Below are 25,193 nucleotides of genomic sequence, written 5' to 3' on the forward strand. Positions count from 1 at the left end.
GTGGTCCTTTCGTTGGTGCCGGTGTCCTCAGGCGGGGACGCCGGCCTGTTCGTTCTGCTGCCGCTGGATCTCCAGCAGCCGGTGCCGGTCTGCGCGGCGCTGTTCCTGGCGGTCCGGGTCAGGGACCGGGGATGCGAGCAGCAGCCGCTGGGTGTAGGGGTGGTCGGGATCCGTGGTGACAATGCCTGCCGGGCCCTGTTCGACGATTTCGCCGTGGTACATCACTGCCACCCGGTGGCTGATGTGCCGGACGACGTCCAGGTCGTGGGAGATGAACAGGTAGGAAACCCCGGTGTCCTTCTGGATCTGCAGGAACAGGTCCAGAACCTTTGCCTGCGTGGACAGGTCCAGGGCGCTGACGGGTTCATCGCAGACGATCAGCTTCGGAGACAACGCCAGGGCCCGGGCAATGGCAACGCGCTGGCGCTGGCCGCCGCTGAATTCCCGCGGCAGGCGGTGGATGGCGTCCGATGGCAGGCCCACCTGGTCCAGCAGTTCCTTGACCCGCTTCCGGGCTGCCGCCTGCTCCATGCCCTGCACGCCGAGGGGCTCAGCCAGGATGTCGCCGATTTCCAGGGCCGGGTTCAGCGAGGTGTACGGATCCTGGAAGACCACCTGCAGGTCGCGGCTCAGGGTCCGCCGCTGCTTGCGGGTGGCGTGGCCGATGTCCTGGCCTTCGAAGATGATCCTGCCCCCGGTCACCGGGGCGAGGCCGAGGACCGCCCGGCCCAGGGTGGTCTTGCCGGAACCTGACTCGCCCACCAGGCCCAGGGTCTCGCCCTGGCCGATGCGGATGTTGATGTCCGTCAGCGCCCGGAACGGCCTGGCCCGGAACTTCTTGCTGGGGTACTCGACCACCAGGTTGTCCACCTCAAGGAGTGGCTCAGTTTCCCTAATTTCCACGGTGCTCATGCGACCGGCTCCTTCTGGCTGGATACAAGCATGGACATTGGGGTCTTGCCTTCCAGCATGGACGCCAGCAGCGTCCGGGTGTACTGCTCCTTCGGGTTGCGGAGGATGTCGCGGACGGATCCTTCCTCCACCAGCCGGCCGTTCTGCATGACGGCCACCCGGTCGCAGAGGTCCGCCACCACGCCGAAGTTGTGGGTCACCAGGATGACGCCGATGTTCAGCCGCTGCTGCAGCTCGCGCAGGAGGTCCAGCACGTCGGCCTGCACTGTCACGTCCAGGGCCGTGGTGGGCTCGTCGGCGATCACCAGGTCGGGTTCGCAGCTGATGGCGCCGGCAATCAGTACGCGCTGGGCCATGCCGCCGGAGACCTCGTGCGGGTAAGCGTCAAAGGTCCGTTTCGGGTTCACGATCCCGACGTCGGTGAGCAGCTTCAGCGCGCGGGCGGTCGCCTCCTCCTTGGAGATCCCCAGGACCCGCACCATGGGAGTAACCAGCTGGTAGCCGATGGTGAAGGCCGGGTCCAGGTTGCTCATTGGCTCCTGCGGAATGTAGGAGATCCGTTTGCCCCGCAGCCTGGACAGGCGTTCCTGGCTGACCCGGTCCTCGCCCGGCGCCACGGTGTAGCTGCCGTCGAACTGGATGGAGCCGGCCACGATGCGGGCGTTGTCCGGCAGCAGGCCCAGGATCGAGAAGGCGGTCTGGGACTTGCCCGAGCCCGATTCACCCACGATGCCCAGGATCTCGCCCCGGTCAACGTGGAACGAAACGTCGTCCACCACCTTTTTCGTGGACCCGTCCGCCTGGGGATATCCGACGCCGAGATTGGTCACCTTCACGAGGTGGTGCTCGGTTCCGGCGTCGACGGCGGCCATTGACTTTCCGCCGGCGGCACGTACCGTACGCGCCTTGGCGGCTTCCGCCGTCGGGCGTTCAGCAGAAGCATTCGCGACCGGGGACCGCTTCTTGCGGTGCTTAATCTTTTCGCCGTCTTCCAGGGCGTCTCGGATGGCGTTGCCGAGGAGGACCAGCCCGCCGATGGTCAGTGCCATGGCAAGCGCGGGCCAGAAGAGCAGCGTCGGGTTCAGGTAGACGTTCTTGAACCCTTCGGAAAGCATGACGCCCCAGGTTGCCTTGGTGGGATCGCCCAGGCCCAGGAACTCAAGTCCGGACTGGATGGCGATGGCCACGCCGGCAATCGCCGCGGTCTGGATGATGATGGGCGCCCGGACCACGGAGAAGATGTGGCGGGCAATGATGCTGAGGTCCGAGAGTCCCGAAACGCGGGCGGCATCAACGTAGAGCTCGTTGCGCACCGACTGGACCGCTGTGCGGGTCAGCCGGAAGTAGGACGGGCTGATGAGGACGCCGAACGCGATCATGGAGATCCACACCGAAGGTCCGAACGCCGCGCGGATGGTGAGCAGCACGATCAGGCCGGGCAGGCTCATGAGGATGCTGACCATCCAGTTGGACACAGCCTCAAACCTGCCGGCGTAGTAGCCGGCGATCAGGCCGGCGGGCAGCCCGATGGCGATGGCAACACCGGCACAGAGCAATGCGGAAAGCAGCGTCAGCTGTGCGCCGAACAGCAGCCGGCTCCAGACGTCGCGCCCGGCGCTGTCGGTTCCCAGGATGTTTACGGAGTCAGGTGACGCGAGCGTCTTGGCGATGTTTGCGTGGTTCTGGTCAAAGGGCGCCAGGACCGGAGCGAGAAGGGCCAGCAGCGCAATGGTCACCAGGATCACCAGGGCTGCGATGCCGAGGGGGTTCCTGAGAAGGCGGCGGATGACGGTGGAACGGACCACTGTACCGCTCTGCCCGGTGTGCGTGGAAGGCACGGGAGCGGCCACTGCCGCGGTTTCTACGGAATCGCTCATGACACACGCACTTTCGGGTTGAGCCAGCCATTAAGAATGTCCACCAGCAGGTTCACCACAATGACCACGACCACCGTGTACATCACCACGCCCATCACCACAGGAAGGTCCGACTGGCCCGTGGCAGCGACCGCGAGCGGTCCCATGCCGGGCAGGGCAAAGATCTGCTCGATGATCACCACCCCTCCCAGCATGCCGATCAGCTGCAGGCTCAGCACGGTCAGGCCGGCCGGTGCGGCGCTGCGCAGCACGTGCTTGAACAGGATCTCGCGCTCACCGATGCCGCGGCTGCGCAGTGTCCGGACGTAGTCCCGCTCGAGCTGCTTGATGACGGCGCTGCGGATCTGCTGCGCGCCGCCGGTGACTCCATTGACCAGCAGGGCAATCACCGGAAGGGCCATGGAGTAGACCCACGCGTCCGGTCCGGATTCGGGTGAAATGGTGCTGGTGGCCGGGAAGAGGCCCAGCTGGATGGCCAGGAGGGTGACCAGGACGACGCCAATCACGAACCCCGGTACGGAGTCGCCAATGATGGCGCCGACCTGGACGGTCCTGTCCACCCAGCCGCGCTTGACGGCTGCAGCAACGCCGATCAGCGCTGCGCAGATGGCGATCAGGATCATTGCGGCGAAAACCATGGTCATGGTCACCGGAATCCGGGTGGCCAGGGAGTTGGCCACGGGTTCGGAGGTGAACCACGAAGCCCCGAGGTTCCCGCCCAGGGCATCGGCCACCCAGGCGAAGTACCGGGCCACGAGGGGCTGGTCCAGCCCCAGCTCGTGTTCCTTCAGCGCCACCTGTTCAGCGGTGGCCTGGTCGCCCAGGATGTTCCGGGCGATGCTTCCGCTGGACATGTACAGCAGGAAGAAGGTGAGCGCCGAGACAACAAACAGCACCACCAGCCCGCTGCCCAGCCGTTTCGCAATGAACCTGATCATGGCGTCCTACTTGGCGGGTGAGTAGTTATAGATGGACGGAACGGCCTGCTGGATCTGCGGTGTGACGTTCACCTTGGAGTTGTGGTAGTACATCTGGTTGACGCGGAACAGCGGTGCGAACCATGCCTGCTCCACCACATACTTGTTCACTTCCTGGGCCAGTTTGCCTGCCTCTGCGCCGCCCTTCTGGACAGCGTCGATCTTGGCCTGCAGCTCGGGCGTGGTGTTCTTGAACGGGTTGTACAGCGCCTTGGTGGAAACAATCTGGTTGACGGCGACCGTCGGCTCGCCCTGGAAGAGGGAGAAGTACATGGTGGTGAACTTCTGCGCGGCGACGTCGGACGTGAACGTGTTGGTCAGCGCGGCGCCCACTTTGAGGGTGATGCCCACGTCCGCCAGCTGCTGCTGGATCACGGAAATCTGGGTTTCAAAGCCGGGGACGCCGGGGATTTCCAGGGTGACGCCGTTTTCGTAGCCAGCTTCTTTGAGGAGCTGCTTGGCCTTGGCCGGATCGTAGCTGTAGTAGTTCTCCAGCTCTTCGGTCCAGGCTCCGCTGGCCTTGCCGAACGGCTGGGATGTCGGGGTGCCCTGGCCGAGCATCACCTGGTCGAGGATGGTCTTGCGGTCGAAGGCGTAGTTGATGGCCTGGCGGACCTTTACGTTGGCCAGTGCCGGGTTCTTGGCGCCGTCGCGGTCCAGGAGGAGCAGTCCCTGCCAGTCAACCTCGTTGGCAGCAAGTTTCATTTTGGCGCCTTCGGCCTGCTTGCCGTTCTTGGGGTCCAGGATGGTTGCGTCCACCTGGCCCGAGACAAGTGCGTTGGTGCGGGCGGTCAGGTCGGTGAGGATCTTGAACGTCAGCTTCTGGTACTTCTGCAGATCCTTGTTCCAGTAGTCCTTGCGGGCAGTGAATACCGTCTGGGAATCCTTGACCGACGCCGCCTTGTCCATGACATAGGGGCCGGAGCCGACCGGTTCGGTCTTGATGCCCTCGGTGCCGAGCGCCTTGGGGCTGCCCATCAGTCCGGCGGCCTGGCTCAGGAAGTACTCCAACGCCGGGTCCGGGGTGCTGAGGTTGATGTCGATGGTGTCGGCGTCCACCACGCTCACGTCCTTGACGGAGGCAAGCTGGGCCATCTGAGGGCCGTTGGCCGTCTTGAAGTGGTCCATGTTGGCTTTGGCAGCCTCGGCGTCGAACTTTGCGCCGTCACTGAACGTGACGTCCGTCCGCAGGTCCACGGTGAGCTTGGTGTTGGTGTTGTTGTACTTCCACTCTGTGGCCAGCATCGGGCTGAGCTTGCCGTCCGGCTGGCGCAGGATCAGTGTGTCGTAAACGGCCTGATAGGGCTGGAGGACGTGTCCCACGTGGGCCTGCGCCGGGTCCCAGGAGCGCACGTCCTGGATGGTGCCGATGGTCAGCGCCGTCGCGGTGCCGGCGCTTGAGCCCGCACCGGCACCTCCGCCACATGCGGTGAGTGCCAGCGAGGCACTGAGTACGAGGGCGGCTGCTGCCGCCTTGGGACCTAACTTCATTGTCGGCTCCTACTGAGTCTTTGGTCTGAGGTGAGTCAGAGCGAAGAGGTGTGGTGTGCACCACATATCTGGGGTGTGGGATTTACAGTACGGACTTTATTCGATCTTGGCAACCGATTGTCAAAAGTTTCGAGAATTGTTGCCAAGCCGGCCGCCAGGGCATCGGCGGCCGTTGCGTCGGGCACGAAAACGGCCGGAAACCGGCAACGGTTTCCGGCCACTTTCGCGACGACGCCGGGGCAAGGCTCAGCCGACGCGCTCAGACAGCTCCGGGTAGCTCTGGGCGTAGATCTCCTTGACGATCCGGAGCGACTTCGCTGCTTCCGCCGGACTGATCCAGAACGGCGCCGGGTCATCCAGCGTGGCGTAGAAGTCCTTGATAAGCAGCTCATGGGAGACACCCCAATACGAGCGCCCCCCGGTTTCGAGCACCCGCTCAGGGATGACCTCCACCGAGCCGTCGGCGTAGCTGACCGTGAGGTCGCCGCGCAGGCTGAGCGTGGCTGCCTCCGTGATGATGTCCAGCGTGACCGGGGCGTTGACGGCGTTGGCCAGCGTTGCGTAGAAGACGCTTCGGGCACCGCTCTCATGCTCTGCGGCGAATTCGGCCGTGTCCTCCACCTCGATCACGCCGCCCAGCGAGCGCGTTGCTGCCCGTCCTTCCACCTTGGCCACATCGCCCACCAGCCACTGCAGCAGGTCAACAGTGTGGATGGCCTGGTTCATCATCAGGCCGCCGCCGCCTTCAGCCCAGGTGCCGCGCCACGGGCGGTCGCGGTAGTAGTCGCCGGAGCGGTGCCACATCACGGTGGCCGAGGCGCCGAGCACCTGGCCCAGCCGGCCGTCGTCGAGCATCCTTCGCATGGCTTGCGACGTCGCGTTGTAGCGGTTCTGGAAGCAGACCGCGATCTTCGCCGGGCTGCGTTCGGCCGCCTCGATCAGCCGCCGGCCCGCCTCCTGCGTATGCGCAAGCGGCTTCTCGACGATCACGTTGATACCGCGCTCAAGGCAGTCTGCCGCTATCGACGCGTGGAGGTGGTGCGGTGTACAGACATGTACGACGTCGGGCCTCACTTTCTCGAGCAGGTCCAGGTGGTTCGCGTACCCCGGTACGCCATGGGCGGCTACCGCCGCCTCCAACCGGCCGGGGTCGGCGTCGCAGACGGCCACCAGCCGGGCGTCGTCCACGGTTGCGATCGCGCCGAAATGGACGCTCGATACGTCACCGCAGCCGATGACTGCTGCCGTGGTGCTCAAGAGAGTTCTATTCCGTTCTTTGCGGCGAGCCCGGCAAAGGCGCGGGCCGCGATGCCGAAGGCCACCGGCCCGGAGAATCCGCCCAGCTCGTGGGCGCTGGCCAGGTGCGGCTCCAGCGAGGCAAAGCCGGCAAAGCCGTCGGCTTTGAGTGCGGCGATGGTGGCGTCCAGTTCCCCGTCGCCTTCGCCGGCGGGGACCACTTCACCGGTGGCGGCCATGGCGTCCTTGACCTGGAAGTACTCGAGGTAGGGACGCAGCATGGCGTAGCCCTCGGTGTAGGGCTTGACGCCCACCTGGACGAAGTTGGCGTTGTCCCACGCAATGCGCAGGGCCGGCGAGCCGACGGTCTCCATGATGTCCAGGACCCGCTCCGGGGTATCGCCGTAAATGCCCTTTTCATTTTCGTGGAGCAGGACGATGCCCGCGGCCGCGGCCTCCTCCGCCAGGGCCGCCATGCGTTCCATCACGGCAGCGCGGATATCTTCCTGGCTCTGCCCCTCCGCACGGTAGAAGGAGAAGATGCGCACATACCTGGCGTCCAGGCCCTTGGCTACCGAAATGATCTGGCGGAGCCGGGCGACCTCATGCTCCACGGGCAGGCTGGCGTCCACCTTGCCGATGGGGCTGGCGACGGCGGATACCTTGAGGCCCTTCTCATCCAAAATGGCCTTGAGCCGCTCCACGGCGCCCTGGTCCAGCTCTGACACGTTGGTACCCCACGCACTGCGGACTTCGATGTGGCTGGCGCCGAGGGCCAGCAGCACCGCGGCCTGAATGGCGGGATCGGGGTCTACTTCGTCGCCGAAACCGGACAGGCTCCACACGGCATTGGGTTGAGTCACGAAATCTCCTTGGTAGTCCCGGCGCATTTCCTGCCGGCAGGGCGCGGTGATGCAGTTCACAGAAGTGTCTTGCCCACGAGTCTAGCGAGCATGGCGTCTTTTGACAACCGATTGCCATAGGATGGCAAATATGCCATTCTTGTTTCAAGCTGTGGCAGCGGTCACAGTCGGAGATCCGACGTTCAGAGAGGAACGCCCATGGCGACGCAACCAGTGGCAGCAGACCGGCCTGCCACCATCCACGACATCGCCGCTTTGTGCGGCGTCGCCGCGTCAACAGTGTCACGGGCCCTGACCAATCCGGACCGCGTCAACGTCCGCACCCGGCAGCGGATCCAGGCCGCCGCCGTCGAACTCAACTACACGCCGAACTCGCAGGCCAAGGCACTCAGCTCCGGCCGCACCGGTGCCGTGGGCGTCATGGTCCCGGACATCACCAATCCCTTCTACTTCGACCTCATCCGCGGCACCCAGCTGCAGCTGAAGGCGGCCGGCTACACACAGCTGCTGGTGGACACCGAGGAGTCGGACGAGGTCGAGGCCAGCACCTTGGAGCAGTTGCGCAAAAGCGCCGACGGCGTGGTGGTGACGGCTTCCCGTCTCAGCGACGACGCACTCCTTGCCGCAGCCGCGAAGATTCCCCTGGTCACCATCAACCGCGACGTTCCGGGGGTTCCCGCCGTCATCATCGACACGCCTGCCGCCACCCTGCAGGCTTTGGACCACCTCATCTCGCTGGGCCACCATAGGGTCGCCTACATCGCCGGACCTAAAACCTCCCAGTCCAGCACCCGGCGGTGGGCCACGCTGTCCGAAGCTGCTGAGGAGCGCGGCGTGGAGGTGCGCAGGCTCGGGCCTTTCGCACCCAAGACGCAGTCCGGCGCCGCAGCCGCAGATGCCGCTGTGCACAGCGGCGTGACTGCGTGCATCGTCTTCAACGACCTCATCGCCATCGGCATGCTTCAGCGCCTGCGCGAACGCGGCCTCAGCGTGCCGCAGGATATGAGCATTGTGGGCTGCGACGACATCTTCGGCGCCGACTTCTGCAACCCGCCGCTGTCCACCATGGCCTCCCCTATCGAGCAGGCCGGCCGCGTCGCGGTATCCATGCTGCTCGCCCAGCTGAACCCGCTCGCCGGCGGCGGCACGCGCAGCCGCTCCGTCATGCCAACGCATCTGACGGTCCGTGGCTCCACCGGCCCGGCACCGGCATAGCCGCCGGCCGGGCAGCCGGCCGTGGCTCCGCCGCCCCGTGGCTCCGCCGCCCCGGCGCTCAGGCGCTCAGGCGCCGCGGCGCTCCGGCGGAAACAGTTGAGCCTCGCGGATCGCGCTGACTAGGCTGAGTCTCATGCGCACACTCCAAGCCAAGATCATCGAAGAAATGGGCGTCCAGCCCCAGATCGATCCCGCAGAGGAGGTGCGCAAACGCGTCACTTTCCTGAAGGAATACCTCAAGGCCACCGGCACCAGCGGCTTTGTCCTGGGCATCTCCGGCGGCCTCGATTCGTCGCTCGCCGGGCGACTCGCGCAGCTGGCGGTCGAGGAACTGCGGGCCGAGGGCACGGACGCGCAGTTCGTGGCGGTCCGCCTCCCCTACGGCGTCCAGCACGACGAGGAGGACGCCCAGGCTGCCCTGGACTTCATCAAGGCCTCCAAGGAATGGACCTTCAACATTTCCGCGGCCGTGGACGGCTTCGAGGACGAGTTCGAAAAGACTGTCGGCAACGGGATCTCCGACTTCCACAAGGGCAACACCAAGGCCCGCACGCGCATGATCGCCCAGTACGCCCTGGCCGGTGAGCACAACTACCTGGTGATCGGCACCGACCACGGCGCTGAATCCGTCACCGGGTTCTTCACCAAGTTCGGCGACGGCGGGGCCGACATCCTGCCGCTGTTCGGCCTCAACAAGCGGCAGAACCGGGCCCTGCTGGAGCACCTCGGTGCCCCCGAGCGGGTGTGGAAGAAGGTCCCCACCGCCGACCTCCTGGACGACCGGCCCGGCCGCACCGACGAGGACGAACTGGGCCTGAGCTACGACCAGATCGACGATTACCTCGAGGGCCGCGACGTCGGCGACAGCGCAGCAGAGCTGATCGAGCAGAAATACCTGCGGACCCGGCACAAGCGCACCGTTCCGGTCAGCATCTTCGACACCTGGTGGAAGCACGAGGGTCCGGAAGAGGCCAGGGCAGGACTCTGACGCGGGTTTCGCGGGCCGCCGGGGCTAGGGCAGCAGCAGGATCTTCCCCCGGCCGTGGCCGACGCGGCTGATTGCCAGCGCGTCGGCGGCCTCGATCAGCGGCATCCGGTGCGCGATAGTGAAGGTGATCTGCCCCTCGGCGGCGAGCGTCCCCACTTCCGCTACTCGGCCCTCGAGCTGGTGGACGGCCGCCAGCCCGGCCGCGGATGACCGCTCGCCCGGAACGGTGGTCACCGCCCGGCCGGCCCCTTGGAGCAGTTCGGCTGTTGCCGCCAAGGAATCCTCGCTCCCCACAGTGTCCAGGACGGCGGTGACCGTGCCTGCTGCATCGGCCAGGGAGCGCACCCTGTCCGCAAGCCCGGGGCCGTACGTCACGGGTTCTGCGCCCAGCTCGCTGAGGTACTCCTGGTTGGCCTCCGACGCCGTGCCGATCACCCGTGCGCCGAAGGCCTGCGCGATCTGGACCGCCGCCGAGCCAACCCCGCCGGCGGCGCCGTGGATCAGTACCGTGTCCCCGGCGCCCACCGTGAGCTGCTTCAGGGCCGAGTACGCAGTGCCCCCCGCCACCGGGATGCATGCCGCCTGCTCGAAGTCCACGCCTGCCGGCAACGGGGTCAGCTGGTCGGCCGGCACCACGGCTTCCGTCCGGTAGCCGCCCAGACGTCCGTTCCAGATGACCTCGTCACCCACCACAAAGCCCTCAAAGGCGGGCCCGACGGCGGTGACGACGCCGGCCGCCTCGCTGCCGGGCACGGCCGGAAAGTCCAGGGGAACCCACTTTTTCAGGTACCCGGCCACGAGCTTCCAGTCCACGGGGTTGACGCTGACCGCCCGGAACTCCACCCGCACCAGGCCGTCACCCGGCTCGGCCAGATTCTCCGGACCCACCTTCAGGACCTGCGGATCGCCGTATTCCTCAAAGTAGACCCGCGTGCTCATGGCTCTGGCTCCTTCGATGCTGTCCAGGCTTCTCCAAGGGGAAGGACTCTTCTGCAAGGGTAGGCACGCCCGGCAGGCATCACAACAGTTTTAGTTCTGCCGCCTGCGCTGGCCGCCGGCACCGAGCCGTACAGTGAGCCGATGGGCCTCCTCCAGCAGGAGCCGCCCCAGCAGTTCGCGCCGGTCCTCCCGGAAACGTGGTTCGATTCCGGTCAGGGACAGAGCCCACGACGGCCGGCCGGCCTGGTCGAAGACCGCCGCGCCCATCCCCCAGCTGCCTTCCAGCACCAGGCCCGGGTTCACCGAGTAGCCCAGCCGGCGGCTCTGGTGCAGGTTGTTCCGGACCACGTCTTCCGGGTGCCCGTTGGCGTACTTGCCGGCGTGGGCAACCCAGTCCCCCAGGATCTGCTCCTGCTCTTCCTCAGGCAGGAACGCCATGATCGCCGTTCCGGCCGATGCCACGCCCAGCGGAAACCGGACACCCTCGTGAAGCACGAAGGAGCGGACGGGAAAGCTGCCCTCTTCGCGCAGCAGGCACACGGTCTCGCCGCCCCGCCGGATCGAGAAGAAGGCACTCTCGCCCGTTTCCTCGGCGAGCCGGCGAAGACTCGGCCTCGCCAGGTCCTCCAGCGGAAAACGCGCCGCGGCCACCGAGCCCATCAGCAGGGCCTCTGGGCCGAGCACCCAGTTCCCGCTCAGGGGGTCGTGGTCCAGGAGCCCCTCGGCCGCGAGCGATGTCAGGAGGCGGTGCACAGTAGGACGGGTCAGCCCCGAGTCCCGCACCAGCTCCACGAGCGGGCTCCCCTCCGGCTTGCGTCCGACGATGCGCAGGAGGCCCGCGATACGGCTCACGACCTGTGCGCCCTGGACCGGTGACTGATTCACAATTACTCCTCATTTATCCATATTGTGGACACTTATCAGCCTATCGTCCACAGTATAAAAGCCCGGTCAGTACCCGACGAACAGTCCTTGACACTGCCACAAGAGCCCGCTTACGCTCCACAGCCAGAACCAGCGTCCATAAAGTGGACTGCGGCACCGCTCAACGAGGAGATACGATGTCCAAACTGAAATCCAGTGCCGCCGAGGCCCTGCACGATGTCCTCCGGGACGGAATCACCCTGGCTGTAGGCGGGTTCGGCCTGAGCGGGATTCCGGCCGACCTCATCGAGGCCGTCCGCGATTCCGGCGTCCGGGATTTGACCGTGGTGTCGAACAACATGGGAGTGGACGGCAAGGGCCTGGGCATCCTGATCGAGGCCGGCCAGGTCCGCAAGGTGATCGCGTCGTACGTCGGCGAAAACAAGCTGTTCGCCGAGCAGTACCTCGCCGGCGTCCTCGAGGTGGAGTTCACCCCGCAGGGCACCCTGGCTGAGCGGCTGCGCGCCGGCGGCGCCGGCATCCCGGCCTTTTACACCAAAACCGGGGTGGGCACCCTGGTGGCCGAAGGCAAGCCGCATGAGGTGTTCGACGGCGAAACGTACGTCCGGGAACGCGCCATCCGGGCCGACGTCGCACTGGTGCACGCCCACACCGCCGACACGGACGGCAACCTGCTCTACCGCCATACCGCCCGGAATTTCAACCCGGTGGTGGCCACCGCAGGCACCGTCACCGTTGCAGAAGCGGAGCTCATCGTCGAACCGGGTGCGCTGGACCCGAACCACATCGTCACGCCGGGCGTCTACGTGCAGCACCTGGTCCGGGCAAGCAACAGGGTCAAGGACATCGAACAGCGCACTGTCCGCCCCCGCACTGAAGCTGCAGTGCCTGCCTGAGCCCGCACCTGCAGCCTGAGCAAGCACCTGCAGCCCCCTCCCCAGCGCCCCCCGGCGCGAACGAACACTTAAGCCCCGTTTTTGACCTGACCTTTTTGACCCAAGGAGACCCCGTGGCCTGGACCCGGAACGAAATGGCTGCCATCGCGGCCGAAGAACTGAACGACGGCGACTACGTCAACCTTGGCATCGGCATCCCGACGCTGGTGGCCAACAACCTGCCCGACGGCGTCCGCGTCGTGCTGCAGAGCGAGAACGGGCTGCTCGGCATGGGTCCCTTTCCCTACGAGGGCGAGGAAGACGCCGACCTCATCAACGCCGGCAAGCAGACCGTCACCATCCTGCCCGGCGGCAGCATCTTCGACTCCGCCACGTCCTTCGGCATGATCCGCGGCGGGCACGTGAAAGTCGCGATCCTCGGCGCCATGCAGGTCTCCGGCACCGGCGACCTCGCCAACTGGACCATCCCCGGCAAGATGGTCAAGGGCATGGGCGGCGCAATGGACCTCGTCGCCGGCACACCGCGCGTCGTTGTCCTCACCGAACACAACGCCAAGGACGGCTCAGCGAAGATCGTTCCCCACTGCACCCTGCCCCTGACCGGCGTGAGCGTCGTGGACCGGATCATCAGCGACCTCGCCGTCTTCGATCTCCACAGGAAGAACGACGGCGGTCGGCAGCTCATGCTCACCCGCCTCGCCCCCGGCATCACGGTAGACGAGATCCGGGAGAAGACGGAGGCTGACTTCTCCGTGGCCGCGGGGCTGCTCGCCGAACCGGCCCAGCTTTGACAGACTGCGCCGCCACGGAGACGTGACCAGCGGCTGCCTGCGGCCCAAACCCGGGCCAGTACGGGTCAGCCCCGTCCGCGGATCAGCCGGGCGATCTCGGCAAAGCCCAGGCGCTCGGCGTTCTGCAAGGCCGTCCTGCCCTGCGGGTCGCGGATGTCGGGGTCGGCGCCGGCATCGAGCAGCTGCCGGACCACGTCCTGCTGCCTCGGCCCTCCGTTGTTCAGAAGAATGGCTTCCTGCATCGCGGTCCAGCCGAGCTTGTTCACATGGTTGACGGGGACTCCGGCAGCAATGAGGATGCGCACGGTCTCCACATGCCCGTGCTCGCTGGCCGGGATCAGGGCAGTGCCGCCGAAACGGTTGGTGCTCCTGACGTCCGCACCGTTGGCCAGAGTCAGCCGCAGAATCTCGTTGAAGCCCTCGGCACCGGCGTACAGGAAGGCCGAATCCTGGATGGCGTCCTTGGCGTTCACGTCGCCGCCGCCGCGGATCAGCTGCGCCACGAGTGCCGAGTCGTTGGCCTTCGCGGCCAGGACCAGCCGCTGGTCCAGCTTCCGCTGCTCAGCCGGGGACAGGGAGGGACGCGTTGCGGCGGGAGCGGACGACGGCGGCCGCGTGGTGCCGCTAGCTCCGAAGCCGTCCCCCGCCGTCGGGCTTTCCGTCGCCGAGGCGCCCGGGCCAGAACTGGCCGGGGCAGAACTGGCCGGGGCAGAACTGGCCGGGGCCGGGCCGCCGGCCGACGGCGTGCCGGAAGTGCACCCCGCCAGCAGGGACGCCACCAGCACCATCAGCCCCGCGAGCGGAAGAGCGGCAGCCTGCCGGCCGCCGTCGTACTTGCGCTGTTCCCTGTGCACGCCGTCGGAACCGCCCCCGACCACAGCCGACACCCTACTTGGCGGCGATCACGGCGGCGCCGGCCTCGGCGCAGGCTTCATCCAGCTTGCCGTCGGGGGCACCGCCCACGCCGATGCCCGCCACGGAAACGCCGTTCACTTTCAGCGGGACGCCGCCCGGGAGGAAGAGGGTGCCGGGAAGGTCAGCGATGCTCGGGCCGTTGCCGGTAATGCGCTTGGCAAGTTCGCTGGTGGGGCTTCCGAACGCCGCGGCGGTGTACGCCTTCTGCTTGGCGGATTCGATGGTGTGCTCAGCGGCGTTGTCGCCGCGAAGGAGCGCCTGCACGGTGCCGAACCGGTCCACCAGGGCAACCGTGACGAACGGCAGCTTGTCGGCCTGGCACTTGGCGAGCGCGGCGCCCACCGCCTTCGCCGAGGCGCCCACGGTGATCCGGTTCTGGGCGACGACGTTGTCCGTACCCGGCTGGACATCAGCGGCGGGCACGGCTGCCTGGGCTGCCGCCGGCTGCACGGCGGCTGACGCGGGCTGCACGGAAGCCGCCGCGGGGGAAGACCCTGACCCGGCATTGGCGACGGCGGTGGCACCGGCGGTGATGACGAGCGCTCCGGCTGCCGCGGCGGCAAAAATCTTCTGGGACTTCTTCACGGTGGTTCTCCTTCGGTGGGCGGCGAGCGGCCGGTGTTGTTGTCGGGTCCGTGATGCGGTGACTGCGGGCGCAGCCAAACGGCTACCTTTCCATGGTGGACCTGCGCCGGCGGGGGCGCATCAGGCCATCAGTTGGGGCTGGCTGGTCCTTCTGGCTGGCGGTATCAGCCAAAAGGCTGAGAGACCAGCAAGGGCACGGGCAATAGCATGGTTCGTAGCACGCCATCCACCGGAACCGGACCCGCCATGTCTTCAGCCCCCACCGCCGCACCGGAACTTCCTCCCGCACGCACCGGCCCGGTTCCCGCCAGCCGGCTGGGACGGATCGACGCCGCGGTCCACCTGGGCTTCGCCGTGCTCATGGTCGCCTCGGTGGTGCGCTATGTGATGCGGCACAGCGCCCAGGACAACCTGCTGGTGCTTGCGCTGGCGGCTGCCGCCTGCGCCCTCTACACGGTCATCGCCGTCCTCGCCCAGCGAGGGCGTCCCTGGGCCTTGTGGATGTTCATCCTCGTGGCCGTCTGGGCCGTGCTGGTGGTTTCCGCGCCCAGTTTCGCCTGGTGCTCGTTTGCCCTGTTCTTCCTGTGCCGTATCTCCTTCACCGGGGCGGTCGCCTACGCGGCGGCGGGGGCGACGGCGGCAGCCACCGCCGCCGGACTGTTCCGGCTCAGCGACGGCAGCGATCTGGCCATGCTTCTGGGACCGCTGGCCGTGGGTGTCCTGCTGACCCTGATCTACGACCGCATTGAGCACGACGCCGCCGAGCAGCGGCGCCTGCACCACGAAGTGTCGCTCGCCCAGGGTCAGCTGGCCGCCAGCGAGCGCCGCGCCGGCACCATCGCGGAGCGCGAGCGTGTCTCCCGGGAGATCCACGACACCGTGACCCAGGGCCTCGCCAGCAGCCTGCTCCTGCTCGAGGCCGCAAACCGTGCCTGGCCGGAGCCGGCGTCCCGGCAGGATCTTCGGCACGCCAGCGAACTACTGCGCCGGAACCTCTCCGACACGCGCAGCCTGGTTCACGAGCTGGCCTCGCCCGGCCTCGACGCCTCGCCGCTGCCGGACGCCCTGCTGCAGGCCGCCTCGCAGTACGTGCCGGACGCCAGGCTGCTGGTCACCGGCGAACCGCGGGCAGTTGCCGCCGAGGTCCGCCATGCACTCCTCAGGGTGGTGCAAAGCGCCGCCGCGAACGTCAAACTTCACGCCTCTGCCAGCACCACCACCATCACCCTGGGCTTCCTGCCGGAGGCGGTCACGCTGGACATTTACGACGACGGCACGGGCTTTGATCCGGCGGCGGTAGCACCGCCGTCGGACGCCGGAGGATACGGCCTGCGGGCGATGCGGCAGCGGGTGGAGCAGCTGGGCGGCGCCTTCTCGGTGGAAAGCGCCCCGGGCGAGGGAACCGTTGTGGCGGCGCAGCTGCCAGCAAAGCATCTGCCAGTGAAGGGGGAAGGATGAGCGCCATCACCGTGCTCCTCGTGGATGACCACCTCGTGGTCCGCAGCGGGCTGAAGGCCCTGCTGGGTACGCAGCCGGACATCGAGGTGGTTGCCGAGGCGACCTCCGGCGAGGAAGCCCTGGCCGCCGTGGAGGGGCACTCCCCCGACGTCGTGGTGATGGACCTGGCCATGGGCCCGGGCATGGACGGGATCGAGGCCATCAGGAAGCTCCGCGAGCGCAACCGCAGGCAGGCCGTGCTGGTGTTCACCACCTACGATTCCGACGCCGACATTGTCCGTGCCGTGGATGCCGGGGCGATGGGCTACCTCCTGAAGGACGCCGCACCGGAGGAGATCTTCGCTGCCGTCCGCGGCGCCGTCCAGGGCAAAAGCGTCATGAGCCCGCCGGTGGCCTCCCGGCTGTTCCAGCAGCTGCGCAATCCTGACGAGGTCCTGACCCCGCGGGAGGCCGAGCTGCTGAGTCTCCTCACCGAGGGGCTCAGCAACAGGGAGCTGGGGCAGCGGCTGTTCATCTCCGAGGCCACCGTCAAGACCCACCTGGCGCACATCTACGCCAAGCTGGGCGTGGAGACCCGGGCCGCGGCCATTGCCACCGCCATCCGCCGCGAGGGGATGCGCTAACAGCAGCCGGGGCGCTTCCGGAGCGAAACAGGGTCAGGACTGCGGCGGCCGTCCCCGGGACTAGACTCGATCCCGTCCAGCCCCGCCCTTTCGAGAGGAGCAGCCATGCGCGCCACCATCATCCACGGACCCGGAGACATCAGGGTGGAGGACCGCGACTACCCGGCCGTCCAGCTCCCCACGGACGCCGTGGTCCGCGTGACGGCCGCCTGCGTCTGCGGCTCGGACCTGTGGCCGTACCGTGGCGTGAAGCCGGTCCGCCATGCCTCCGCCATCGGCCACGAATTCGTTGGCGTCGTGGAAAGCACAGGCTCTTCCGTTTCTTCGCTTCAGGCGGGCGACTTTGTCATCGCCCCCTTCGTGGTCAGCTGCGGACAGTGCCCGCAGTGCCTCAACGGCGTCACCGTCGCCTGCGACCACCTCGCCGGCTGGGGCGGAAAGGACGACGCGGGATTCGCCGTCGACGGCGGCCAGGGCCAGGCTGTGCGCGTCCCGCTCGCTGAATCGACGCTCGTCAAGGTGCCGGATGTCGGCGAGCCGGACGCAAAGCTGCGCAACAGCCTGCTGACCCTCTCGGACGTCATGGCCACCGGGCACCACGCCGCCGTCAGCGCCCAGGTGGGCCCCGGCCGGACCGTTGTGGTGGTGGGCGACGGCGCGGTGGGGCTCTGCGGCGTCCTGGCGGCCAAGCGGCTCGGCGCCGAGCGCATCATCGCGATGTCCCGCCACGCCGACCGGCAGGCCATCGCGCGAGAGTTCGGTGCAACGGACATTGTGGAGGAGCGCGGGGACGACGGCGTCGCCAAGGTCCGCGAATTGCTCGGCGGAGTGCTGGCCGACTCGGTGCTTGAGTGCGTGGGAACCAAGGAGTCCATGGAGCAGGCACTGCATTCCGTCCGTCCCGGCGGCGCCCTGGGCTTCGTCGGGGTCCCCACAGGCGGAGCGGAGATCCCGCTGCGCTACCTGTTCGACAAGAACATCACCGTGTCCGGCGGAATGGCTCCTGCCCGCACGTACATTCCCGAGCTGCTCAAGGACGTGCTCTCCGGCGCCATCAATCCGGGGCGGGTGTTCGACGTCGAGATGCCGCTCGAGGAGGCACCGGAAGCCTATCGCGCGATGGACGAGCGCCGGGCCATCAAGGTGCTCCTGACGCCGTAGAACGGTTGCGCAGGCCCGGCACGGGGGCTACCGTGATCCGCATCAGACACCACCGCCGTTGAGGAGCCGTCATGGCCGGGTTTGTGCAGATCATCGAATTCCAGACCTCACGCATCGAAGAGGTCGAAGCCCTCGGCCGCCCGTCGAGAACCGAGGGAACCAGCGCGCCGACGTTCCGCCGCATCAGCGCCACCGCTGACCGGGACCGGCCCGGCACGTACTTCACCATCGTGGAGTTCGACTCCTACGAGTCCGCGATGGAGAATTCCAACCGGCCTGAAACGTCCGACTTCGCCGCGAAGATGGCGGCGCTGTGTGACGGTCCGCCGGTTTTCCGCAATCTCGACGTGATGTGGGAGGACACCGGACAGGAGCCCGAGACCACACCCTAGGGCAGGAAACGGCGCCTCCAAGTGACGTTTGGGGACAAAATCTCCCGTTACAGGTGGGACTCCTGATGACGGCAGGTATTGCACGCCCGGCGGATGGCCCATAGGTTGGAGACAGCGGACAACAGTTTCCGTCTCTGCCTGCTGTCGGAGCAGGTCCAGAAAAGGGTTACAAAGGAAGTAGCAATGGCAACAGGCACAGTTAAATGGTTCAACGCCGAAAAGGGCTTCGGCTTCATCGCTCCGGATGACGGATCGGCAGATGTATTCGCCCACTACTCGGCAATTGCCTCCAGCGGCTACCGCTCCCTGGATGAAAACCAGAAGGTCGAATTCGAAGTGACCCAGGGCCCCAAGGGTCCGCAGGCAGAGAACATTCGCCCGCTGTAACGGCTTTCCAAAGACTCCCCTGTCCGTGCCCCTGCACGCACAGGGGAGTTTTTTGGTTTCCTGGCAGGACATTTCTGCACCACTTTCACCGGCTGCGGGGACCGTTCCACGCGCTGCGCCACGCCGTTTCGCGCCCGGAAACAGGCCCGGCCCGGCAAAGTGGTGCAGAATTGCCGCGATTTCAGGATTTGGTCCCCGCCTGCCCGGTAGAGTGCCGCCATGGATGAAAAAGCGACCCTGCACCATTACCTGCGGACACGGCGCGCGCAGCTGCTCGCCAAGCTCGACGGCCTGGGTGAATATGACGTCCGCCGGCCGATGACGCCCACCGGCACCAACCTCCTGGGCCTGGTCAAGCATGTGGCCAGCGTGGAATTGGGCTATTTCGGCGACGTGTTCGGACGGCCCAGTGACCGGGAGCTGCCCTGGTTCGCCGACGGGGCCGAGCCGGACGCGGACATGTGGGCCACCCCGGAGCAGACCCGGGCCGAAATCGTGGAGCTGCACCACTTCTCAGCGGCGCACACCGATGCCACCATCGAAGAGCTGTCCCTGGACGCTCCCGGAGTTGTGCCCTGGTGGCGTGAGGAACGCAGGCATGTGACGCTGCACCAGATGCTGGTACACATGTGCGCCGAGACGGCCCAGCACCTGGGCCACGCAGACATCATCCGCGAGCTTATTGACGGCTCGGCCGGGCAGGGGCCCAACGACCCCAACCTTCCACAGCGGGGCTCCGCGGAGCAGGCCGCCTATGTGGGGCAGCTGGAGGCCGCGGCGCGGAAAGCATCCGCACTGGCCGGGTGAGGCCCTGATGCGCCAGGCCGCGCTAGACGAAGGCCGATTTCCCCGTGACTGCGCGGGCCACGATCAGTGAGTTGATCTCGTAGCTGCCTTCGTAGGTGTAGAGGATCTCGGCGTCGCCGAAGAGTTTTCCCATCTCGAAGTCGCTGCTGATGCCGTTGCCGCCCAGCAGGGACCGGCCCATGGCCACGGACGCGCGGGCCAGCCGGGTGGTGGTGGCCTTGGCCATCGCCGCCTGGGCCATTTCCAGCCTGCCCTCCTCCTGGATCCGGGCCAGCTGCGACATCAGGGCCAGCGAGGCAGACGCATTGCCGAGGATTTCGGCGAGCTGCTGCTGGATGAGCTGGAAACGTGCCAGCTCCTTGCCGAACTGGCGGCGCTGCAGCGAATAGGAACGGGCAACGTCAAAGGCCGCCAGCTGAATCCCCGCAGCCTGCCAGCCCACCCAGGCCCGGGAATCCCGCAGCAGCTCGTTGGCCTTGGTGAAATCCGTGGCGCCGGGCAGCATGTTGGTTTCCGGGATGCGGACGCCGTCCAGCGCGATGTCTGCGTTCTGCATGATCCGCAGCCCGATCTTGTTGCTGATCTTGGTCGCCGTGTAGCCGGGCCGGTCCGTTTCGACGATGAAGCCCTTGATCTGCTGATCGGCCGTGTCCCGTGCCCACACGAGTGCGAAGTCGGCGATCGTGCCGGCACCGATCCACCGCTTGGCACCGTCGATGACCCATTCGCCGCCCTCGAGCCGGGCCGTGGTGGCCAGCCCGCCTGCAATGTCCGAGCCGTGCTCCGGCTCGGTCAGCGCGAAGGCCCCCAGCTGCGTGAAGGCGGTCAGGCCAGGCAGCCACCGCTGCTTCTGTTCCTCCGACCCCAGGGCGTCAATCATGCCGACGATCAGTTCGTTGTGAATGCCCACCAGCGCGGACAGGGACACGTCGGCCCGGGCGACCTCAACGTACATGAGGCCCTTGAAGAGCGTGGATGTCCCGTCCGTCTGCAGCCCCCCAAGCCCGTACTTTCCCAGCTCCGCGAGCAGCCCGAACGGGAACTCCTCCCGGTTCCAGTATTCGATGGACTGGGCCCGGACCCTTGACTGCAGGAAGTCCCGGATCTCGAGATAGCGGGAACGCTCGGCCGGCGGAAGCAGGTCCGCAACATACATAAGATCCGCATCGGCAAACGGTGGCGCAGCGTTCCCCGGTTCCCCCGCTGTAACCTCTGTGGGCTGTCCGTTGTCACGTCGTTGTGGCTGCACGGGCATAGATCCCTTCGCTCTTCCAAACCCTTGGATGTCCTAGTATATTGCACAGTGATGTGGATCACTAGGACGTGAATCCCCAGGCGAAAGGTGCCCAATGACAGTCACCGACGACTTCCGTGCCGCACGCGACCAGCTGCTCGCCCTGCGCCAGGACTACCCGCAGGCGAGAACCAGCTTCGAATGGCCGCGGCCAGCAGAGTTTAACTTCGCTCTCGACTGGTTCGACGCCATCGCGGCCGGTCCTGCCACCGGCCAGAACCCCGCGCTGGTGATCGTGGAACAGGACGGTTCGGCCACCCGCCGCAGCTTCGCCGAACTGTCGGCGCGGTCCGGCCAGGTGGCCAACTGGCTCCGCAGCCAGGGCCTCAAGCGCGGCGACCGCATGATCATCATGCTGGGCAACCAGGTGGAACTGTGGGAACTCGTGCTGGCAGGCATCAAACTGGGCATCGTGCTGATTCCCACCACCACCCTCATGGGACCCGCGGACCTGAAGGACCGGGTGGAGCGCGGCGAAGCGGGCTGGGCCGCCGTCGGCAGTGCCAACCTCGGCAAATTTGCCGAGGTGCCCGGCAGCTACCGGCTCATCGAAATCCCCGACGCCGGCCGGACTGCAGGTGCCACCGGCGCCACCAATACTGCGGAGGCCCTGCACTATGCAGACTCCACCGCCGCCCCCAGCGACTTCACGCCGGATGCCCCCACCTTGGCGGACGAAACCCTGCTCCTCTACTTCACCTCGGGCACCACGTCCAAGGCCAAGCTCGTGGAACACACCCACACCTCCTATCCGGTGGGCCATCTGTCCACGATGTACTGGATCGGACTGGAGCCGGGCGACGTGCACCTGAACGTGGCTTCCCCCGGCTGGGCGAAACACGCCTGGTCCAACCTGTTCACCCCGTGGATTGCCGAGGCCTGCGTGTTCGTCTACAACTACGAGCGCTTCGACGCCAAGGCCCTCATGGAGCAGATGGACCGGGAGAAGGTCACCAGCTTCTGCGCCCCGCCCACCGTCTGGCGGATGCTCATCCAGGCCGACCTCAGCCTCCTCCAGAATCCGCCCACCAAGGTTGTGTCCGCCGGCGAGCCGCTCAACGCGGAGGTCATCGGCCAGGTCCAGCGGGCCTGGGGCCAGACCATCCGCGACGGCTTCGGCCAGACCGAGACCACCGTGCAGGTCGCCAACACCCCTGGCCAGCCGGTCAAGATCGGCGCCATGGGCCAGCCCCTGCCGGGGTACGACGTGGTCCTCGTCGATCCGGCGACGGGAGAAGAAGCGGACGACGGCGAGCTGTGCCTGCGCCTGGACCCCCGTCCCGCCGGGCTCATGAAGTCGTACTACGGCGACCCGGAAAAGACGGCTGAAGCCTTCCGCGGCGGCTACTATCACACGGGCGACATGGCCAGCAGGGACAAGCACGGCGTCATCACCTACGTGGGCCGCGACGACGACGTCTTCAAGTCCTCCGACTACCGGCTGTCCCCGTTCGAGCTGGAGAGCGTGCTCATCGAACACCCGGCGGTAGCGGAGGCCGCCGTCGTCCCTTCCCCGGATCCGCTGAAGCTGTCCGTGCCCAAGGCATTTGTGGTGCTGGCGGCCGGCCACGAACCGGGCCCCGAGCTCGCCGAGGAGATACTGCGCTACTGCCGGGACCACCTGGCGCCGTTCAAGCGCATCCGCCGGCTGGAGTTCGGCGAGCTGCCAAAGACCATCTCGGGCAAGATCCGCCGGGTCGAGCTGCGGCACAGCGAGGAAATGCGGCACAGCGAGGAGCTCCGCCACGCGGACGGCACCCAGCACGGCGCGGCCAGCAGTCCCCTCGGCCTGGGCACGGAATACTCGGAAACGGATTTCCCGGGCCTGAAAAGCCAGGGCTGAGCCGTGTGCCCTCCGCTGCCCCGCGACCCTATTGCCGATGCACAGCGCAACTGGGAGAGCCATGGCTGGGGTGACGTCGCCGCCCCGATGGCCGCCATCACTGCCATCATGCGCACCCAGCAGATCCTGCTGGCCCGCATCGAGGGGGCGCTGAAGCCGTTCGGACTGACCTTCGCCCGCTACGAGTTGCTGGCCCTGCTCAGCTTCGCCAGGAGCGGCGCCCTGCCCATGAACAAGGCGAGCGCCCTGCTCCAGGTCCATCCCACCTCGGTGACCAACGCCGTCGACCGCCTCCAGACCGCGGGGCTGGTGGTGCGCTCACCGCATCCCACCGACGGGCGCACCACCCTGATCGAGCTCACGGCCGAGGGCCGCACGCTGGCAAAACGGGCGACGGCGGTGCTCAACGCCGAGGTTTTCGCCCGGTCCGGCTTCGGCCAGGAGGACCTCAGCCAGCTCATCCGGATCCTGGGCGACTTCCGCCGCGGCGCCGGTGACTTCACGGACTGACCCGCTCCACGGACTGACGTGCGGCGCTGCGTGACCGGCGGCGCTGCAGCTATCCGCTGGGTACGCCGTCCTTGTCCGCAGGGATGTCCGCAGGGATGTCCGCAGTGCCTGCCGACGGCCGCCGGAGCTCCTGGACGAACGTGTCCAGCAAAGCCGCCTGCTGGGGGCTGTTGGCGAGCTGCACGAGGTCGGCAGCAGTGCTGGCCACCTTGATGTTGGTGTCCTGGCTGTACTTGGCCAGCAGGTCGAAAGCGGCCTCCGAACCAATCCGCAGGATCCCCATGAGGATGCCCTTGGCCTGTTCTATGGTGCTCCGCGTGCCAAGGGCACCTTCAACGGCCTCACGCGCCGCCCGCTCCGTCTCCCAGTGCAGCGTGCTGGTCAGGTCAACAATGAATCCTTCAACAGCAACGAGCCTGCCGTCCCCAAAGAGCGCCTCGCCGGCGGTGAGGACACGGTGTTCCCGCACGCGCGCGTCAATGATGCGGTGGTAGCTGCAGAAGAACCCGCCCGCCCCGCAGGCCGCCATGAAGATGTCGTGGCAGCGGTCCCTGTCGTCCGGGTGCTTGTGGGCGTAGAGAAGCTCCATGGTGGGCACAATCTCGCCGCGTCGGTACCCGTGGAGCGTGTACAGCTCATCGGACCACTCGAGCCGCCCGGAAATGGCGTCATAGTGGAACGTGCCGGCAACACAATCTGCCGGCCCAAGGACGCTCGAGTACGCCCGCACGGTTTTCGGAAGGCTCATCGCGGCTCCCCTGCCGCCCTACCCGGCCATCCCCTGGCACTGGAGGGGCATGCGCCTGGACAGGGGACGGACGGCAGTGTGGGAGCGGGCACCGAAGGGTCGCTCCGCCGGTGCCGCGGGCAACTCCTTCACGTGCCCCATTCCCGCATATTCACGTACGGCGGCAATGCCCTCAACAGCAGCGGCCTTGCTGGGGAAAGGGCGGGACACGGCCATCACGGTGCCGTCCGGGGCGGTGAGCTGGAACCTGAATGAAGCCTCTGCGTCGATGAAGAGTTCGAACATGCCAGCCATTTAGCCCTCCTGGATACGGGAACACGAGGCGTCCGGGACACCGTCGTCGCCGGAAGCAGCTGAGGTTTCTCTCCTTACCGCTCCCGCGGGTGAGCAGGGGCAGCAATTGAGGAATTTATGAAATTGTGAACCAGTTGCGGGCTCTTGGCAAGGCCTGTCCGCGGCGACTGCCCTGCCTTCGCGGCCCCGCTGAACGGGCTCGCAGGCAAAAGTTCACCGCGTTTCTCGGAGACAGACCGTTCTGTCTCTATACTTAGGTCTGTACGCCTTGGGGAACCAATTTGGCAGGCCGGGCAATACGTGACAAGCAAGACCTGTCTAGGAACAGTGAAGGGATCCATAATGGGTGATATGCCCGACGGCGTGATCCACACCGAGGTCAAGGCGGACCTGTTCAAGTCCATGGGCCACCCTGCGCGCATCATGGTCCTGGAGATGCTGGTCAGCGGTCCGGTGGCGGTGAGCAACCTGCGGGACTGCACCGGCCTTGAAGCCTCGAACCTCTCCCAGCACCTCGGCATCCTGCGGCGCCAGCGGCTGATCGTTCCATCCCGAAAGGATGGCCGCCTGTTCTACGAACTAACGTCCCCCGAAGTACGTGAAGTCCTCGAAGCGGCCCGCGGCCTGCTGGGCACCATCCTCGACGGCGGCCTGAGGCAGCAGAACGGCGTACCTGACGACGCCCCAGGCTCAGCGCCAGCTACCGCCCTTACGCCCGCGGCACAGGCCGCAGGCTAGTCCGGGCTCGGCTTTCAGGCGGGATCCCCGGCTTTCAGGCGGGATCGGTGACGGCGGCCGGCGCGGCGTGCCCGAAAAGCCAGGCTGCAACATCGCTCCTCAGCACCACGTGCGGGCTGCCTGTTCCACTGACGCTTCCGGCGGGAACATAATAGCCGCGGCCGCCGCCCGGACCGCCGGCAGCCCGGTCCAGCGCCTCCACGATCCTGCGGCTCAAGTGCCCCTGCGGCCCTGTGGCGTGGATTTCTTCAAGCTCGGCCGCGGTGAGCCGTCCCAGTACAGCAGCGATGTCGGCCACGATCGTTCCCCTTTTCGGACGCTTGCCTGAATAAACACTTTTGCCTGAAGTGCAAGGCTAGGGCACCGCC

The 25,193-nt window shown here is 66.8% G+C and carries 27 protein-coding genes; 13 read left to right on the forward strand and 14 right to left on the reverse strand.

Going from position 1 to position 25,193, the window contains the following annotated elements; genetic code table 11:
* Nucleotides 1-27 precede the first annotated feature (27 nt).
* The 6 genes from ACFQ50_RS01765 to ACFQ50_RS01790 all read right to left on the reverse strand — a co-directional run bounded on the left by ACFQ50_RS01765 (nt 28) and on the right by ACFQ50_RS01790 (nt 7,383).
* On the reverse strand, nt 28-912 hold the full coding sequence (locus ACFQ50_RS01765) for an ATP-binding cassette domain-containing protein (protein ID WP_377993811.1): 885 nt from the start codon (nt 910-912) through the stop codon (nt 28-30).
* Nucleotides 909-2,789, reverse strand: coding sequence for a dipeptide/oligopeptide/nickel ABC transporter permease/ATP-binding protein (locus ACFQ50_RS01770; RefSeq protein WP_377993812.1), 1,881 nt, complete (start codon nt 2,787-2,789; stop codon nt 909-911). Before ACFQ50_RS01770 ends, ACFQ50_RS01765 begins: the two co-directional genes overlap by 4 nt.
* Nucleotides 2,786-3,727, reverse strand: coding sequence for an ABC transporter permease (locus tag ACFQ50_RS01775; RefSeq protein ID WP_377993813.1), 942 nt, complete (start codon nt 3,725-3,727; stop codon nt 2,786-2,788). The genes ACFQ50_RS01770 and ACFQ50_RS01775 overlap by 4 nt, the downstream gene beginning before the upstream one ends.
* 6 nt (nt 3,728-3,733) lie before the next feature.
* A complete protein-coding gene (locus ACFQ50_RS01780; RefSeq protein ID WP_377993814.1) occupies nt 3,734-5,257 on the reverse strand; it encodes an ABC transporter substrate-binding protein in 1,524 nt (507 codons plus the stop codon).
* A gap of 246 nt (nt 5,258-5,503) precedes the next feature.
* On the reverse strand, nt 5,504-6,514 hold the full coding sequence (locus ACFQ50_RS01785) for a Gfo/Idh/MocA family protein (protein WP_377993815.1): 1,011 nt from the start codon (nt 6,512-6,514) through the stop codon (nt 5,504-5,506).
* Nucleotides 6,511-7,383, reverse strand: coding sequence for a sugar phosphate isomerase/epimerase family protein (locus ACFQ50_RS01790; RefSeq protein ID WP_377993947.1), 873 nt, complete (start codon nt 7,381-7,383; stop codon nt 6,511-6,513). The genes ACFQ50_RS01785 and ACFQ50_RS01790 overlap by 4 nt, the downstream gene beginning before the upstream one ends.
* A gap of 171 nt (nt 7,384-7,554) precedes the next feature.
* On the opposite strand from ACFQ50_RS01790, the gene ACFQ50_RS01795 reads away from it, so the two are divergent.
* Both ACFQ50_RS01795 and nadE read left to right on the forward strand, forming a co-directional pair.
* The gene (locus tag ACFQ50_RS01795; protein WP_377993816.1) at nt 7,555-8,571 is read left to right on the forward strand and encodes a LacI family DNA-binding transcriptional regulator; all 1,017 of its coding nucleotides are present in this window, start codon (nt 7,555-7,557) and stop codon (nt 8,569-8,571) included.
* 133 nt (nt 8,572-8,704) lie between these two features.
* Entirely contained in the window at nt 8,705-9,559 is an 855-nt protein-coding gene (gene nadE, locus ACFQ50_RS01800; RefSeq protein WP_377993817.1) for an ammonia-dependent NAD(+) synthetase, read from the forward strand.
* Nucleotides 9,560-9,583: 24 nt separating this feature from the next.
* Here the strand turns inward: nadE and ACFQ50_RS01805 are convergent, their stop codons facing one another.
* A complete protein-coding gene (locus tag ACFQ50_RS01805; RefSeq protein WP_377993818.1) occupies nt 9,584-10,498 on the reverse strand; it encodes an NADP-dependent oxidoreductase in 915 nt (304 codons plus the stop codon).
* A 90-nt stretch (nt 10,499-10,588) separates the two neighbouring features.
* On the reverse strand, nt 10,589-11,383 hold the full coding sequence (locus ACFQ50_RS01810; RefSeq protein WP_377993819.1) for an IclR family transcriptional regulator: 795 nt from the start codon (nt 11,381-11,383) through the stop codon (nt 10,589-10,591).
* 176 nt (nt 11,384-11,559) lie between these two features.
* Here ACFQ50_RS01810 and ACFQ50_RS01815 point away from each other — a divergent pair, with 176 nt between their 5' ends.
* On the forward strand, nt 11,560-12,279 hold the full coding sequence (locus ACFQ50_RS01815) for a CoA transferase subunit A (protein ID WP_377993820.1): 720 nt from the start codon (nt 11,560-11,562) through the stop codon (nt 12,277-12,279).
* 113 nt (nt 12,280-12,392) lie between these two features.
* A complete protein-coding gene (locus tag ACFQ50_RS01820) occupies nt 12,393-13,070 on the forward strand; it encodes a CoA transferase subunit B (protein WP_377993821.1) in 678 nt (225 codons plus the stop codon).
* Between the two features lie 65 nt (nt 13,071-13,135).
* On the opposite strand, the gene ACFQ50_RS01825 is transcribed toward ACFQ50_RS01820, so the two are convergent.
* Together ACFQ50_RS01825 and ACFQ50_RS01830 are read right to left on the reverse strand one after the other, a co-directional pair.
* Entirely contained in the window at nt 13,136-13,948 is an 813-nt protein-coding gene (locus ACFQ50_RS01825; protein ID WP_377993822.1) for an ankyrin repeat domain-containing protein, read from the reverse strand.
* A 10-nt stretch (nt 13,949-13,958) separates the two neighbouring features.
* The gene (locus ACFQ50_RS01830) at nt 13,959-14,570 is read right to left on the reverse strand and encodes a heme-binding protein (protein WP_377993823.1); all 612 of its coding nucleotides are present in this window, start codon (nt 14,568-14,570) and stop codon (nt 13,959-13,961) included.
* A 246-nt stretch (nt 14,571-14,816) separates the two neighbouring features.
* Between ACFQ50_RS01830 and ACFQ50_RS01835 the strand changes: the two genes are divergently transcribed.
* The 6 genes from ACFQ50_RS01835 to ACFQ50_RS01860 all read left to right on the forward strand — a co-directional run bounded on the left by ACFQ50_RS01835 (nt 14,817) and on the right by ACFQ50_RS01860 (nt 19,398).
* Nucleotides 14,817-16,028 carry a sensor histidine kinase gene (locus ACFQ50_RS01835; protein WP_377993824.1) on the forward strand — a complete coding sequence of 404 codons (1,212 nt, stop codon included), beginning with the start codon at nt 14,817-14,819 and terminating at the stop codon, nt 16,026-16,028.
* Nucleotides 16,025-16,651, forward strand: coding sequence for a response regulator (locus ACFQ50_RS01840; RefSeq protein ID WP_377993825.1), 627 nt, complete (start codon nt 16,025-16,027; stop codon nt 16,649-16,651). The genes ACFQ50_RS01835 and ACFQ50_RS01840 overlap by 4 nt, the downstream gene beginning before the upstream one ends.
* Before the next feature lie 105 nt (nt 16,652-16,756).
* Complete coding sequence (locus ACFQ50_RS01845) at nt 16,757-17,812, forward strand: zinc-dependent alcohol dehydrogenase family protein (RefSeq protein ID WP_377993826.1); 1,056 nt, start codon at nt 16,757-16,759, stop codon at nt 17,810-17,812.
* A 71-nt stretch (nt 17,813-17,883) separates the two neighbouring features.
* Nucleotides 17,884-18,204, forward strand: coding sequence for a putative quinol monooxygenase (locus tag ACFQ50_RS01850; protein ID WP_377993827.1), 321 nt, complete (start codon nt 17,884-17,886; stop codon nt 18,202-18,204).
* A 183-nt stretch (nt 18,205-18,387) separates the two neighbouring features.
* The gene (locus tag ACFQ50_RS01855; protein WP_003799085.1) at nt 18,388-18,591 is read left to right on the forward strand and encodes a cold-shock protein; all 204 of its coding nucleotides are present in this window, start codon (nt 18,388-18,390) and stop codon (nt 18,589-18,591) included.
* A gap of 219 nt (nt 18,592-18,810) precedes the next feature.
* Entirely contained in the window at nt 18,811-19,398 is a 588-nt protein-coding gene (locus tag ACFQ50_RS01860) for a DinB family protein (RefSeq protein WP_377993828.1), read from the forward strand.
* Nucleotides 19,399-19,420: 22 nt separating this feature from the next.
* On the opposite strand, the gene ACFQ50_RS01865 is transcribed toward ACFQ50_RS01860, so the two are convergent.
* Nucleotides 19,421-20,554, reverse strand: coding sequence for an acyl-CoA dehydrogenase family protein (locus tag ACFQ50_RS01865; protein ID WP_377993829.1), 1,134 nt, complete (start codon nt 20,552-20,554; stop codon nt 19,421-19,423).
* A 193-nt stretch (nt 20,555-20,747) separates the two neighbouring features.
* Between ACFQ50_RS01865 and ACFQ50_RS01870 the strand changes: the two genes are divergently transcribed.
* Nucleotides 20,748-22,535 carry an AMP-binding protein gene (locus ACFQ50_RS01870; RefSeq protein WP_377993830.1) on the forward strand — a complete coding sequence of 596 codons (1,788 nt, stop codon included), beginning with the start codon at nt 20,748-20,750 and terminating at the stop codon, nt 22,533-22,535.
* Nucleotides 22,536-22,538: 3 nt separating this feature from the next.
* On the forward strand, nt 22,539-23,045 hold the full coding sequence (locus ACFQ50_RS01875) for a MarR family winged helix-turn-helix transcriptional regulator (RefSeq protein WP_377993831.1): 507 nt from the start codon (nt 22,539-22,541) through the stop codon (nt 23,043-23,045).
* Between the two features lie 49 nt (nt 23,046-23,094).
* Here ACFQ50_RS01875 and ACFQ50_RS01880 read toward each other — a convergent pair whose 3' ends face one another.
* Both ACFQ50_RS01880 and ACFQ50_RS01885 read right to left on the reverse strand, forming a co-directional pair.
* On the reverse strand, nt 23,095-23,793 hold the full coding sequence (locus ACFQ50_RS01880) for a PAS and ANTAR domain-containing protein (protein ID WP_377993832.1): 699 nt from the start codon (nt 23,791-23,793) through the stop codon (nt 23,095-23,097).
* Between the two features lie 18 nt (nt 23,794-23,811).
* Entirely contained in the window at nt 23,812-24,087 is a 276-nt protein-coding gene (locus ACFQ50_RS01885) for a YegP family protein (RefSeq protein WP_377993833.1), read from the reverse strand.
* 342 nt (nt 24,088-24,429) lie between these two features.
* On the opposite strand from ACFQ50_RS01885, the gene ACFQ50_RS01890 reads away from it, so the two are divergent.
* The gene (locus ACFQ50_RS01890; protein ID WP_377993834.1) at nt 24,430-24,825 is read left to right on the forward strand and encodes an ArsR/SmtB family transcription factor; all 396 of its coding nucleotides are present in this window, start codon (nt 24,430-24,432) and stop codon (nt 24,823-24,825) included.
* A 34-nt stretch (nt 24,826-24,859) separates the two neighbouring features.
* Here the strand turns inward: ACFQ50_RS01890 and ACFQ50_RS01895 are convergent, their stop codons facing one another.
* Entirely contained in the window at nt 24,860-25,123 is a 264-nt protein-coding gene (locus ACFQ50_RS01895; RefSeq protein WP_377993835.1) for a hypothetical protein, read from the reverse strand.
* Between the last annotated feature and the right edge of the window lie 70 nt (nt 25,124-25,193).

The sequence above is a fragment of the Arthrobacter sp. NPDC056493 genome, from assembly GCF_042795115.1.
Classification (GTDB): Bacteria; Actinomycetota; Actinomycetes; order Actinomycetales; family Micrococcaceae; genus Arthrobacter.